Origin of the sequence: Nonomuraea marmarensis (assembly GCF_043197025.1) — a bacterium.
Taxonomy (GTDB): Bacteria; Actinomycetota; Actinomycetes; order Streptosporangiales; family Streptosporangiaceae; genus Nonomuraea; species Nonomuraea marmarensis.
In genome coordinates this window covers 93,000-106,612 of the sequence record NZ_JBICRM010000016.1, presented here as the reverse complement: position 1 = coordinate 106,612, position 13,613 = coordinate 93,000, and the positions used below count along the sequence as shown (strand labels likewise).

At 71.9% G+C, this 13,613-nt stretch carries 10 protein-coding genes; 6 read left to right on the top strand and 4 right to left on the bottom strand.

All coding sequences use genetic code 11. The features are described 5' to 3' along the window. Nucleotides 1-32: 32 nt before the first annotated feature. The 6 genes from ACFLIM_RS25810 (at nucleotide 33) to ACFLIM_RS25785 (ending at nucleotide 6,320) form a co-directional block, all read left to right on the top strand. Nucleotides 33-449, top strand: a complete 417-nt coding sequence (locus ACFLIM_RS25810) for a Fur family transcriptional regulator (RefSeq protein ID WP_393169628.1) — start codon at nucleotides 33-35, stop codon at nucleotides 447-449. Continuing rightward, nucleotides 446-1,237: a metal ABC transporter permease gene (locus tag ACFLIM_RS25805; protein WP_393169626.1), complete on the top strand. Its 792-nt coding sequence runs from the start codon at nucleotides 446-448 to the stop codon at nucleotides 1,235-1,237. Before ACFLIM_RS25810 ends, ACFLIM_RS25805 begins: the two co-directional genes overlap by 4 nt. Before the next feature lie 147 nt (nucleotides 1,238-1,384). Beyond that, nucleotides 1,385-2,089, top strand: coding sequence for a class I SAM-dependent methyltransferase (locus tag ACFLIM_RS25800; RefSeq protein ID WP_393169624.1), 705 nt, complete (start codon nucleotides 1,385-1,387; stop codon nucleotides 2,087-2,089). Between the two features lie 150 nt (nucleotides 2,090-2,239). Next, complete coding sequence (locus ACFLIM_RS25795) at nucleotides 2,240-4,231, top strand: phosphopantetheine-binding protein (protein WP_393169622.1); 1,992 nt, start codon at nucleotides 2,240-2,242, stop codon at nucleotides 4,229-4,231. Then, nucleotides 4,228-5,307, top strand: a complete 1,080-nt coding sequence (locus tag ACFLIM_RS25790; RefSeq protein WP_393169620.1) for a saccharopine dehydrogenase NADP-binding domain-containing protein — start codon at nucleotides 4,228-4,230, stop codon at nucleotides 5,305-5,307. Before ACFLIM_RS25795 ends, ACFLIM_RS25790 begins: the two co-directional genes overlap by 4 nt. Before the next feature lie 83 nt (nucleotides 5,308-5,390). After that, complete coding sequence (locus ACFLIM_RS25785) at nucleotides 5,391-6,320, top strand: NAD(P)/FAD-dependent oxidoreductase (RefSeq protein ID WP_393169618.1); 930 nt, start codon at nucleotides 5,391-5,393, stop codon at nucleotides 6,318-6,320. A 45-nt stretch (nucleotides 6,321-6,365) separates the two neighbouring features. Here ACFLIM_RS25785 and ACFLIM_RS25780 read toward each other — a convergent pair whose 3' ends face one another. Genes ACFLIM_RS25780 through ACFLIM_RS25765 form a run of 4 tightly spaced genes read right to left on the bottom strand, consistent with a single transcriptional unit; the run spans nucleotide 6,366 to nucleotide 13,593 of the window. Beyond that, nucleotides 6,366-8,879 carry a methyltransferase gene (locus ACFLIM_RS25780; protein WP_393169616.1) on the bottom strand — a complete coding sequence of 838 codons (2,514 nt, stop codon included), beginning with the start codon at nucleotides 8,877-8,879 and terminating at the stop codon, nucleotides 6,366-6,368. Further along, entirely contained in the window at nucleotides 8,869-11,133 is a 2,265-nt protein-coding gene (locus tag ACFLIM_RS25775; protein ID WP_393169614.1) for an ATP-binding cassette domain-containing protein, read from the bottom strand. Before ACFLIM_RS25775 ends, ACFLIM_RS25780 begins: the two co-directional genes overlap by 11 nt. Then, entirely contained in the window at nucleotides 11,120-12,073 is a 954-nt protein-coding gene (locus ACFLIM_RS25770; protein WP_393169612.1) for an ABC transporter permease, read from the bottom strand. The genes ACFLIM_RS25775 and ACFLIM_RS25770 overlap by 14 nt, the downstream gene beginning before the upstream one ends. Next, the gene (locus ACFLIM_RS25765) at nucleotides 12,073-13,593 is read right to left on the bottom strand and encodes an ABC transporter substrate-binding protein (RefSeq protein ID WP_393169610.1); all 1,521 of its coding nucleotides are present in this window, start codon (nucleotides 13,591-13,593) and stop codon (nucleotides 12,073-12,075) included. The genes ACFLIM_RS25770 and ACFLIM_RS25765 overlap by 1 nt, the downstream gene beginning before the upstream one ends. Between the last annotated feature and the right edge of the window lie 20 nt (nucleotides 13,594-13,613).

Sequence of the window (13,613 nt, the reverse complement as noted above, 5' to 3'; positions counted from 1 at the left end):
GGCTGGTGCTTGCGGCCTCAACCATGTAGAAAATGAAAACCATTGTCAAGCGAAGCATGGAGGTGATCATGGAATCGCAGTGGATCGCTGCTCTCGGCGAGGCGGGCATCAGGATGACCCGGCAGCGGGCGCGAGTGCTGGACGCGCTGGCTCGGCACGCGCGGCCGATCACCGTCCAGGAGCTGCATGCCGAGCTGCTGGCGCGAGGGGAGCACATCGGCCTCACCACGGTGTACCGGGCGATGTCCTCGCTCGTCGAAGCCGAGTTGGTGCACGTCTTCTCCCAAGCGGGTGAGGCCACCTACCGGTTGTGCGGCCCGGCGCGGCACCACCATCTCGTCTGCCGGATCTGTGGCCTGGTGGTGGAGCGGCGGGAGGACGACGACATGGGAGGATTCATGGCCGAAGAGGTCTACGGTGTCTGCGCGACCTGCGTGGCGGCGCCGTGAGCGCCTTCGCCTGGCGGGGTCTGGTGGAGCTCATCCTGGTCGGCGCCGTCTGCGGCGCGCTCGGCGTGCACGTGGTGCTGCGCCGCCTGGCCTACACCGCCGACATGCTCTCGCACGTGATGCTCCCGGGTGCCGTCGCGGCCAGCCTCGCTGCCGTGGACATCCGGTTCGGAGCCGCCACCGCGGTGGCCGCGGCCGGTGGAGCCATCACCTTGCGCCGGACCGCCGCATGGATGGGAAATCCCGCGGTCACCGGAGTGATCGTCAGCGGTGCACTCGCCACGGCAGGCATCCTGGCCTCCGCCTCGGACGGTTTCCGGGTCGACCTCGCCGCCGCGCTGGTCGGCTCGCCGCTGACCGTCACCACCTCCGACATTGCGGTGTTCGCCGCCGTCGGCCTCGTGGTCGTGACCACGCTGGCATCGCTGGCCAAGGAGCTCCGGCTCTCTGCCTTCGACCCCATCGGCGCGCAGGCGCTCGGCTATCCGGCGCGCCGGCTCGACGCCGTGCCGCTGGCGCTGCTCGGCGTGGTGGTCGTGACCGCCGTGCCGGCGGTCGGCTCGATGCTGCCGCTCGCCCTGCTGGCCGGGCCGGCCGGCGCCGCGCTGCTGTGGACTCGCCGCCTCCTGCCTGCCATGGTGCTCGCCGCCCTGCTCGGCGCGGCGGCCGGAGCCGTCGGCCTCGCCCTGTCTCTGCACTACCGGCTCGCGACCGCGGCCACCGTCGCTCTGGTCTGCGGCCTGATCTTTCTTGCCGCCTTCGCGACGAACCTCAGGAGGAATCGATGAACGGGGTAGAGCGGGGCCGCCACATCGCCGAACGATTCGGTGGAGGCCACCCAGGTCGGCACCAACTGTCCGATCAGGCTTGACGATCGCCGCACAGCATCCCTAATGTCCTCATTTGGAAACGATTATCAATTTAGTGGGTCTGGTGTGATCGATCAATACGAGCGTTCCGCGGAGTTCTTGGACCTCCTGCTGGCGCCGCACTGGCCGGAGCTCGGGCCGCCGCTCGCCCGCGCGCTCCACGGCGTGCCCGGGCCCGTGGTGGACGTCGGCGCCGGCGGCGGCCATGGCACGCGGGTGATCGCCGAAGCGGTGCCCGGCGTTGAGGTGCTGGCCGTCGAGCCGTCACCTGGGCTCCGCTCAGTCCTGCTGGCGCGCGTGCACGACACCCCCGGGTTGCGCGAACGCGTGACGGTGTTGCCGGAGGGCTTGCTCCAGGCACGCCTGCCCGCCCGGCTCGGCGCGGTGGTGGCGATGAACGTGATCGGCCACTTCGATCCGGCCGAGCGGGCGGCCCTGTGGGACCTGCTCGTCGAGCGGCTGGTTCCGGGCGGCCGGGCGGTGGTGAACCTGCAGCCGCCAACGGAGGCCGCGGCGGTTCCGGAGTTCCGGGGCGGCGACGTGCGGATCGGCAGGCGCAGGTACGAGGGACTCGCCCGCGCGGAACCGGCGGGGCCCGAGCAGCTCACCTGGCACATGACGTACCGCACGCACCAGGACGACGAACTCGTCGACGAGGTGAAGGTGAGCTATGCCTGGTGGCTGCTCAGCGAGGAGCGGATGGTGGCGGAGCTCGGCGGGCGGGGACTCAAGGTGCAGGCTGCCGGCCCCGGCATGTACGTGATCAGTTGAACAGGGCGCCCTCCGACCTACCGCCGAGGACACACCGATGAACCTGTTCACCTCCGGCGGACTCGGAGCCGGTTCGGCTCACACCACAGAGCTGAAGAGAGCCGTACGGAGCCTGCTCCGTGCCTGTCCATGAAGCCAGTTTGATCGGAGATGCCGATGTCCTTGTCCCGAAGTCCCCATGGCGCCCCCTCGGTCGAGACTGAGCTGAGTCGGATTTGGGGTGAGTTGCTCGACCTGGACCCCGGCGCAATTCCGGCCGACGCCAGTTTCCTGCGGCTGGGTGGTGACTCGGTCCTAACCGTGCGCATGTCGGCCATGGTCCGCAAGCGGATGGCGGTGGAGCTGGCGCTGTCAGACGTGACGGTGGAGATCACCTTGGCCCAGCTCGCGGACGCGGTCAGGCGACGTCGAACCGCCGGGAACGGATCGGCACGCGCACTGCCGGTGGAGATCGAGCACCGTCCTGACCCGTCGGCGCCGTTCCCGCTGATGCCGCTTCAGCAGGGGTACTTCGTGGGGCAGCACGACGGCTGGGAGCTGTCGTACGAGTCGGCACACTTCTACGCCGATTTCGGGCTTGTCGGCCTGGATGGGGACGAGGCCGCGGAGGCGTTGGAGGACGCGCTGGCGCGGCTGGCATTGCACCAGCCGATGTTGCGCGCCCGGATCACGCCGCAGGGAGAGCAGTATGTCCTCGCTCCCGACGCGCCCAGTGCGATCCCCCGGCCCCGCGTGTACGACCTCCGCGACGCAGACCGTCCGGAGGTGGAGGCGCATCTGCTGGCCGTCCGGCATGAGATGCGCACCACCGGGCCGAACCCGCTCGACGGGCCGGGGCTGGACATCCGGCTCAGCCTCCTTCCTGATGGGCGCGGGCGGTTGCACACGGGCGAGAGCCTGCTCATCATGGACGGCTGGTCGGCGACGCTCCTCAACCGCGAACTGCTCACCTTGGCCGCCGACTGGAACGCCGTTCTGGCACCGCTGGACGTGGACTTCGGCGACTACGTGACCTCTTTGGGCCGACTGCGTGACAGCGAGCCGTACGCCGCGGACCGGGACTGGTGGTGGTCGCGACTCGGCGACGTGCCGAGCCCGCCCGCGCTGCCACTCCGCGCCGATCCCCGCGACGTGCGAGCCACCACCATGGAAACCCGGGAGAACCGGCTGGCGGCGGACCGCTGGGCGGCCCTTCGGGACCGTTGCGCCTCTCGGGAGGTCACGCCGTCGGCCGCCATGCTGACCGCGTTCGGCGTGGTGCTCGCTCGGTGGGCCGGGCATCGGCGGATGCTGCTCAATTCTCTGCAACTCAACCGGCTGCCGTTGCACCCCGACATCCATCGCGTCATCGGCGCGTTCGCGACCACGATGCTGCTTCCGGTGGAGCTGGCGCAGGGCCGTACGTTCGCCGATCTGGCGGGGGAGGTGCAGCGGACCTTCACCGAGCACGCGGCGCACAACCTGGTCTCAGGCGTGGAGGCGTCACGGGAGCTGGCCCGCCGGCGTGGGACCATCCGGCCCGTCGCGCCGGTGGTCTTCCAGAGCACCCTCGGCATGGACGCGGCGATCGGCGCGCAGGCCGAATCCGCCGGTCCGCTGGGCGATCTGGACTTCGACGACTTCCACCATCAGCTGCGCACCCCGCAGGTGGCGCTGGAGGCTCGCTTCTACGAGCTGCGCGACGAGTTGGTGCTCGTCTTCTCGCTGGTGGCGGAGCTGTTCCACACCGAGCAGGTGGACGCCGCCTTCGCCGATCTGCTGACGCTGGTCGAGACGCTGGCCGATGGGCCGGGGTGGGACCAGATCGTCGACCTGCCCGGCGGCGCGGCTCCGGAAGGTAGGACCGGCCTGTCGCTGGACCGGCTGCCGGAACACGACGCCGCCCACGAAGACGGGCCGCCGGTCGACGAACTCGAACAGCGAATCTGCACGCTCTGGGAGGAGATCCTGGGTGTTCCGGTGCTCGACCGGGCCGCCGGCTTCTTCGCCCTCGGCGGCGACTCGCTGCTGGTGGTCCGCGCGCTGGCCCGTCTGGCCAAGGACGTGGGCGGTGCGCCCAGTGTCCGCGAGTTCCTCAACGCTCCCACGGTGGCGGGGGTGGCGGTGGCGGTTCGGGCGCGCCTGCAGGATGCACGGCGATGACAACGATCGGCATCCTCGGTGGCACGGGGACCGTGGGCCGGGTCGTCGTGGATCGGCTGGCCCGCTACGGACTTGGCGAGCTGCGCATCGGCGGGCGCGACCTGGACCGGGTGACGGCCGTTTGCCGGGCGACGCCGGGGGTGGCTGTGCCCGTGCGCCTGGATCTGTACGATCCCCGCGAACTGCGCGAATTCTGCACCGGGTGCCAGGTCGTGGTCAACTGTGCTGGGCCGTCCTACCAGGTGCTCGACACCGTGGCACGGGTTGCGGTGGCGGCCGGGGCCGACTACGTCGACGCGGCCGGGGATCTGGCGGCCATTGACGCCCTGGAGTCGGCTGCGCCGCCGGAGCTGGGCGAGCGGGCGGCGGTGTTCTCGGCCGGCCTGATGCCGGGGCTGTCGGGGTTGCTGCCCCGCCTGCTGGCCACCAGGCCCCTGGCACGGCTGGACAGCTACGTGGGCGGTGCCGCCCGCATCAGCGAACTGTCGGCCGTGGACGCGCTGCTCACCCGTGGTCCGCGCTTCGGCACCGCGTTGGCGGCTTGGCGGAACGGTCGAATCGTGCCGGGTGCCCTGGCCCCGCTGCGCGACGTGACGCTGCCCGGTTTCCGCGGGCGGGTGCACGCGTGGCCGTTCCTGTCGGCCGAGTCGGCCCGGCTCGCCACCGAGCTGAATGTCAGAGAGCTGCGCAACTACACCGTTTACGTCACCGACGCCATCCAGCGAGCGCTGGCCATGGCTTGGGCGGACGATGGGCCGATCGAATACCACGTCCCCGCCGTCGTGGCGGCGGCCGAGGCCGACATCGCCGCCACCGGCCCCTACTACACGCTGCTCTTCCAGGCCGTGCCCGCTCCCGGGCGGGACACGGCGACGCCGGACGGTCCGCGCCGGCTGCTCCTGCGCACGCCGGATTCCTATGCGCTGAGCGGTGTCGTCGCGGCCATCGCCACCAGCGAGGTGCTGAGCGGCCGGGTCAAGCCGGGCGCCCGATCGGCCGCCGAGTGCTTGGACGCGGCCGGCGTGTTCGCCCGGCTGTCCGCTGATCCGCTGGTGACGGAAGCCGAGATCCGCTGACGCCCGCTTGCCACCTCTGTAGTGAAAGGCCCATAGATGACGGAGGCGACCGTGATCACCCTGACGGATGAAAAGAGCATGCGATGAAGTACGACGTGATCGTGGTGGGTGGTGGCCCCGCGGGGCTGAGCGCCGCGCTGGTCTTCGGACGGCAGCGCCGGCGGGTGCTGCTGGTCGACGGGGGCAGGGCGCGCAACGCCCCGGCCGACGAGATGCACATGTACCTGAGCCGGGACGGGTTCCCACCCGCGCGGCTGCTGGAGCTGGGCCGGTCGGAGTTGGCCGCCTATCCTTCCGTGGAGATCCGGCAAGGCGCCGTGCTGTCGGCACGAGGCAAGAAGGATGACTTCGAGGTCGAGTTCGACGGCGGTGTGATCGAGCGGGCCCGCCGGCTGGTGCTGGCCACCGGGCAGGTGGACGAGCCGTACCCGATCGACGGGCTGAGGGAGCGTTTCGGGCGCGGCGTCTACCACTGCCCCTTCTGCCACGGCTGGGAAACGCGCGACAGGTCCCTCGCCGTGATCACCCAGAAGCCGGCGGAGACCTCGCTCGCGCTGTACGTCGCCGACCGGTTCAGTACCGATGTCGTGCTGTGCACGCACGGCCCGCTGGAGCTGCCCGCCGTGATCGCCGCCAAGCTTGACGAAAAGGGGGTCCGGGTGATCGACATCCCGATCACCCGGGTGGCCGGCGAGCCGGGTGCCCTGGAACTGCACTTCGCCGACGGCAGCACGCTGGCCCGCCAGGACATCTATCACCGGGCGCCCACCCGGCAGCACTCCGCGCTCGCCGCCGAGCTGGGCTGCCGGCTCAACGACGACGGCACCGTCCGGGTGAACGAGTTGCAGGAGACCACGGTGCCGGGCGTGGCGGCGGCCGGGGACACCGCCAAGCTGCCGGCCGTCCCGGACGCTCCCACTCTGGTCTCGCTCGGCACCGCCGACGGGGTACGCGCCGCGGTGTGGATGGACGGCGACCTGTTCCGCTCCGACCTCGGCCTGGTCCCGTCCTGACCAGGCGGGTGGCCGGAGTGCCCGGCGGCACTCCGGCCACCCGGCTCAATCCCTGCGGGCCACGAACAGGTGCAGCCCGGTGGCGGCGAGGGGGTGATCCTCGCCTGGCAGGGTGAACGACGGGCGCAAACCGGCGCCTGTCAGCACGGCCAGCCATTCATCCCGGGTGAGGAACACCCGGTCGCCGGCGTTCCTCGGATCGCCGGGTTCCAGCCGGGGTTCATCGACCCGTGGCGACATGAGGAACTGCATCGACGTCAAGATGGCGGGCATCTCCCGGCAAGTCTCCACGAAGACGAACAGCCCGCCCGGCGCCAGCAACCCGCTGAGCCCAGCGACCACGTCCTGCGCGTGGCGGGCGTTGTGCAACACGTTCGCCGACAGCAGCACGTCCTGGGATCCAGGCGGTACGCCCTGGGTGGCCGGATCGGCGTTGACATCGAACAAGGCGAAGCGGACCCCCGGACGGTCCCCGAAGCGCTCATGCCCCAGCGACAGGAAGTAGCGGGACACGTCGGTGAAAAGGTAGTCGATGTCCTGGCCGGTCAGCGCCCGCAGCGCGTCCACGGTCGTGCCGCCGACCCCGGCGCCCAGCTCAAGCACCCGCAACCGGCCTCCACCCTGTTCGGCCGCCCACCGCAGCGTCTCCCCGGCGGCGGCGTTGAGATACCGGTTGACGGTGTTCTCCCGGTACGCGCCGTCGGCCGTGCCGGTGTCGTCGCCGGCGAACAGCAGCGCCTGCAACGGCACTTCGTCGTGCAGCAGTTCGGGCAACCGGTTCATGGCCGCCAGCAGGAACCTGGTCGTCTCCGCCGGATAGCCGATCTCGGCGCCGTCGGCCTCCATGCCCCGGCCGGCCGCGACGACCTCGTCCCTGCGCACTTTCCGCAACCCATGGAAGCGGCCCTCCGTGTCACGGGCCAGCAACCCTTCCCGCGTGAGCGCTTCGAGCCAGCGGCGCAGGATCCACCGGTGCCGCTCGGCCACCCCCAGCGTGCCCGCTATCTCGTCGGCCGTGGCCCTGCCCCGGATCAACCCGGCCGGACGCAACGTGCACGCCATCGCCAGCAGCGCCGCCTGGTCCAGCCGGTCCAGGAATCCCGGCAGCCGCGCGGCCTCCACGTCCGCGACCGCCTCGGCCGCCCGCTCAGCGGCGCGTCGCCGTACTTCTGCGCCGTCGCAGGCCGTGGCGCTGGTATCGGGCAGATCCACCAGTATGGGGATGTCAACACTTGACAGTGGCGAACGGCGTAGGACGGCGCGGGAGATCTCCTGAAGCCTGCGGCGGGCGAAGGCGGCGAACGGGTCGTGCACCGTCCCGCCTCCGGCTCCGATCCCGGCCACCGGTCCCGCCGCCGCATCCGCCGGGCTGACCACGCCGAGCGTTCCCGGGTCGCCGGGATCGGCCACCACGGCGGCCCGGCGGCCGAGGACGGCACGCAGGCGGGAGGGCGCCACGGCCCCCTGGCGATCGGGCGCGAGGATGGCGTTGGGTATGCCGTGGACGTGCACCGGCTCACCGGACAGCAGGGCCTTCAGCGCGCCCAGGCGGTCGTCGCCGGGAAGGGACGTCCAGGCGACCTTCTCCGGCGCGGGCGGCGGCTCGGCGTCCACACGCAGCACCGCGTCGAAGCGGTAGCGGGTGAGCTCGGTGTCGTCCGTCATGGTCTTGGGATGTACGCTCATCCGGACCGTCCGCCCGCTCTCGTAGGCGATTCCGGCGGCCAGCCGGGCCAGCAGCAGCGGGTCGAACAGCAACTCCTCGTCACGCGTGGCCCGGTCTTTGGCACGCTTCGCGAGCTCGGCGTCGGCAGCCGCGAGGTCGGCGGCCCGCTCCACCCACAGCGCGTAGACGTCCAGCAGCCTGGAGTCGCGGACATCACCGACGATCACCGAGCCACCGGGCGCGACCAGCCCGATCGCGTCGCCCAGCACGGCCCGCAGGTAGTCCACACCGGGGAAGCACTGGGTGACGGAGTTCAGCAACACGCAGTCGGGGCGGCCGTCGGGCGCACCGACCTCGCCGAGGGCGGCGCGGACCGCGGGAGCCGTCGCCTCGTGCGCCGCCGCGTGCACGATGGCAGTCCCAGGACGAGCGCGGGCGCGGAGGGCGGTGACGGCGGAGGCCGCGACGTCGGTGCCCACGTATCCGTCGACGTGATCGAGCAGCCGGTGCATCAGCAGCCCAGTACCGCAGCCGAGCTCCAGGATCCATCGCGGACCGGTGCTGCGCACCAGATCGATGGTGTGCTCGATCCACTCGCGCATGTGCGCGACCGGCAGCGGGCGGCCCGTGTCGGACGCGCGCCATCCGGACAGGTCCAGGTCCGCGGCGTGCTGGACGTCCGCCTGCGTGTAGGTCCAGTCATAGACCTCGCCCCAGTGCTCCAGGTACTCGGTGACGAGGCCGCCGGTGGGCTGTACGGTCAGCGCGGACGGGGCGGGACAGATGCGCAGGGAACCGTCAGGGCCCGGTTCGGCGTCGCCGATCCAGGGGTGGGCGGTCAGTGCTTCGGCCGCCTCGGCCAGCGCGGATGCTGGGGCTGGATCAGGGTGCACGGGTGTGGTTCTCCGTTCCGATGGGATCTTGGGACAGCCGGTGGCCGGCCACGTGGAGCACTCGATCGGCGCGGGCCGCGACCCTGCGGTCATGAGTGACCAGCAGCACGGCCATGCCGTCGGCCCGCAGGCGTTCCAGCAGTCGCAGCAGTCCGGCCGCGGTGACGCCGTCCAGGGCAGAGGTGATCTCGTCGGCGAGTAGTACGGCGGGGCCGGCGGCCAGCGCCCGGGCGAGCGCCACCCGCTGACGCTGTCCGCCGGACAGCTCACCGGGTCTGCGGGCGGCCAGGGCGGGGTCGAGCCCGACCTGCCGGAGTAACCGGGGCACCTCGGCGTGCGCCCGGACTCGGGAAAGCCCGCCCAGGACACGTGCCGGCCGGGCGAGGGCCGTTCTCACGCGGTGGGCGGGATTGAGCGCTCCGGCCGGGTCCTGGCCGACGAGTTGTACGTCCCGTAGTGCCTCGCGTGGCCGTCGGTCCAGCGGCCACGCGAGGGGAAGCCCGCGCAACCACAGGTCGCCCGCTTCCGGACACAGCAGGCCGGTCAGTGCACGCAGGAGCGTGCTCTTACCGGCACCGGACGGCCCGAGAACCGCCACCAGCTCGCCCGGCCACAGGGTCAGCCCGGTGCCGGCCAGCAACGTCTCGCTCCCTTGGGTGAGTCGCAGCTCCCGAGCACGGAGCACGGGCTGCCCTTGGGCGGGCCGTTCACCCCGATCCGGATGCGCGGCCCTGGGAGCGGCGTCGAGGGCCGCGGCATCCGGCGCCCGGATCGTCAGGACCCGGTCGGCGATGCGGGCCACGAACTCCTCGTCGTGGGAGATCACCAGGGTCACCGACCGGCCGTCGCCCCGGCGGCGTTCGATCGCCTGGACGACCAGGTCGAGCGCGCCTGGGTCGAGCCCGCTGGTGGGCTCGTCCAGCACCAGCAGGCTCGGTTCGCCGAGCAGGGCGCGGGCGAGCGCCACCCGCTGGGCCTGGCCGCCCGACAACCGGTGGGGCCGGCGGTGCCACAGCCGGTCGGCGTCCAGGCCGAGCGCCGTCAGCATGGCCCGCACCCCGGCCGGTGTGCGATGACGGCCTTCACCGACCAGGATGCCGACTCCGAGCAGCGGGTTCAGGGATCCGGCCGGATCCTGGTCGAGCACGCCGACGTGCGCCATCCGCCACCGTCGCGCGTCCCGCCCCGGGCGCACCGGGCTCCCGCGCCAGGTGACGACGCCATCCGTCCTGCGCAGCCCGGGTCCGAGGATGTCGAGCGCCGCCCGTACCATCGTGGTCTTGCCGCTGCCGGAAGGGCCCACGATCGCGATGACATCTCCGGGTTCGGCGCGCAGGGCACCCCCCGTGACGATCAGCCGTCCGCGGTCGTCGGTGACGGTGAGCCCCGCCACCTCCAGCACGGCATCCCTGCCGGTCTTCGCGATGGCGGGCCCGGTGCTGCGGCCCGGCCGGTCGGCGGCGGTTTCGCTGGGCGGGGAGGGGGCGGTGAGCGCAGTCGACAGCAGCATGGCCACCAGGGCGAGTACGGTGAGCGCGGCGGCCGGGGCCAGCAGCGCCGCGGGATTGAGGGCCACGCCCGCCAGGTTCTCCCGGAGCATCGATCCCCAGTCCGGCGCGGGAGGCTGCGGGCCCAGACCGAGCATGCCGAAGGCGGCAGCGAGCTGTAATGCCAGCACGAAACGCAGCACCACGTCGGCCGACGCGAGCCCTGCCACCGACGGCAGGATCTCGCGCCCGAGGATCGCGACGGCCGTCTCGCCCCGGCAGCGGGCCGCCTCGGCGTAACCTGTGCGGCGGGCGTGCCGTACCAGGTCGCGCACCATCCGCAGCCCCAACGGGGCTCCGCCGCACACCGTGCCCGCGATCACGGCAGCGGGCGCGGGCAGGGCGACGGCGAGCACCAGCGCCGTCAGCATGAACGGCGCGGCCAGGAACAGGTCGGCCAGCGCCGTCAGCCACCGCCCGGTCCGGCCGCCCGCCCATCCGGCGGCCAGTCCGCCCGCCACGCCTGCGAGCCCGGCCGTCACGGTCGCGGCCAGCGCGGTCGGCGTGAGCTCGCGACCACCCGCCAGGAGCCGGGACAGCACGTCGCGCCCGGCCACATCGGTGCCGAGCGGCCACTGCGCACCGGGCGGCGCCCACGGCATGCCGATCGACGCGGCCGGATCGTGCGGGGTGAGCGCACCGCCGCACACCGCCGCGGCCACGGTCACCGCCGCCAGCACCGCGGCCGCCCAGCTACGCCGGTGCACGGGCGTATCCCCGGTCGGGGTCGGTCAGCGCGCCGAGCGCGTCGGCGACGGCCGACCCGGCGAGCACGACCACGGCAGTGAGCATCGCCACGGCCTGCACCACGGGGGCGTCGCGCGTGCCGATCGAGCTGACCAGCAGCTCCCCCAGCCCGGCGTAGCCGAACATCATCTCGATCACGGCCGTCGCGGCGATCAGGGCGCCCGCCGTCAGGGCGAGTACCCGAACTGCGGGAGCCAGCAAAAAGGGCGCCACGTGCCGGAAGGCCACTTGGTGGCGCGGCAGCCCGCGCGCCGCCGCGTCCCGTACGTGCGGCCGGCGCACGGTGTCGGCGACCGCCCCGCCGAGCAGCCCCGCCCCGAACGCGGCTGCCGGGACCGCCAGCGCCAGTGACGGCAGCACCAGCCGCTCAAGGTCGAACAGCGACGCGCCCTCGGCGGGCAGCAGCGACACTGGCGGCAGCCAGCCCAGCACCACGGCGAACAGGACGATCAGACCGGTGGCGAACACCACCTGCGGGACCGCGGCCATCCCCGTCACCATGGCCGAGAACGGCCTGCGCCATCGTGGTGAGGCCGTGCCGACCAGCCAGGCCAGCAGCAGCGTCAACGGAACGGCCACCGCCAGCGCACAGCCGGCCAGGGTGAGCGTCGCGGGTAGCCTCTCGGCGACCACCTCCGCCACCGGCCGGTCGGTGACGAGCGAGGTGCCCGCCTCACCACGGCACAGCCCTGCCAGCCATGACAGATAGCGCTGCCAGGCGGGGCGATGCAGCCCGAGCCCTTCCCGCACCTGTTCGAGCTGTTCGGCGGTGGCTCCGCCCCCGGTACGGCTCTGGGCCGCGTCCGAGGGCAGCAGTTCCGTCGCACCGAACACCAGCACCGACACCGCGACGAGCAGGACCAGCGCCCGCGAGACCGCCACGCCGACGACACGCGTCATCACCCGTCCAGCCGGACCTGCTCGATGAAGGCCACGTCGAACCCGGGTCCATCAGGCAGGCCGGAGACGCGCGTCGAGGCGAGGTCCAGCCCGTCGCCGACGCCCCACACCACGTACCCGCCCTCCTCACGCAGGTCGCGCTGGAGCTTTCCGAGGGACTGGCGCCGCCGCTCGTCGTCCTTGGTCGCCATTGCCTGGTCGTAGGCGGCATCCCAGCTCGGACGCTGCCACGCGGTCTCGTTGGTGGGGGAGTTACTGAGCAGGGAGACACGGGCGACATCGGTGAACGGGATGCCGCCGAAGAAGCCGGTATAGAAGTCGCTTTGTGCGAACACCTTCGTCCAGTAGGTGTCCGGCGGCTGGTTGGTCACCCGCACGGTGATACCGGCCTGGCCGAGCTGCGCTGCGAACAGGGTCGCCGCGGTGTCCATCCCCGGATACGAAGCGGTGGTGGCCAACTCCAGTGTCAACCCGTCGGCGTGCCCCGCCTGCTTGAGCAGCTCCTTGGCGCGGGCGAGATCCCTCGTCCGCTGCGGCACGCCGGCCGGGCTGGAGGGGTCGGCTGGGGTCAGCAGGTCGTTGCCGATCTTCCCGTACCCGAGGAATACCTTGTCCAGCAGTTCCTGGCGGTCGGTCGCGAGTTTGATCGCTTCCCGCACGCGGGGATCGTCGAACGGTTCGCGGTCCAGCCGCATGACGAACGGGTACATGGTGACGGCGGGGCGATGCACGACCTTCAGGTTCGGGTTACCGGAGACCTGCCGCACTGTGGCCGGATTGACGCTGCTCGCCACATCAGCCTGACCGGAGATCACCGCCTGGGCGCGGGCCTGCGGATCGGGCACGGCCATGAGCTCTATCCGCGGCGTCGGCGGCCGGTCGCCCCACCACCGGTCGTTGCGTTCGAGCACGGCGTGCTGGGCGTTGCCGCCGGTCATCCGGTACGGGCCCGAGCCGACCACCGGGCGGTCGAAGGCGGTGGTGCCCTCGGGGATCACGAACGTGAACGATGCCAGCGCCTGCGGCACCTCCGCGTAGGGCTTGACGGTGACGAGTTCGAGGGTGTGGTCGTTCACCATGCGGGCGGCGTCCATGTCGAACATCTGCAGCCGGCCGAAGTTCTCGGCGGCCTTGTCGGCGATACGGCGCAGCGAGAACAGCACGTCCGCCGCCCGTACGGGCTTGCCGTCGGTGAAGGTCACGCCCTCGCGCAGCCGGATCGTCCAGGTGGTGAGCTTGGCATCGGGTGCGAAGGAGGTGGCCAACCGCGGCTTTATGTTGCCATCCGGCGCGTATGTTGCCAGGACGTCGTACATCAGGGCGAAGCGGGTCAGGTCGGACTGGTTGCCGATACCGCCGTGCGGGTCGTAGATCGCGGTGGCGGGAGCACCGACCGCGACGTACCGCAGCGTCTGAACGGCCGGTGCCGTCGCGGAGCCGCCGCTGTCGCCGCCGCATCCGGCCGTCACCAGGGCCAGGCCGAGGACGAGGGCACCGAAGCGGGTAGGCAGGGAGGTCATCAAGGGTTTTCCGTTTCTTG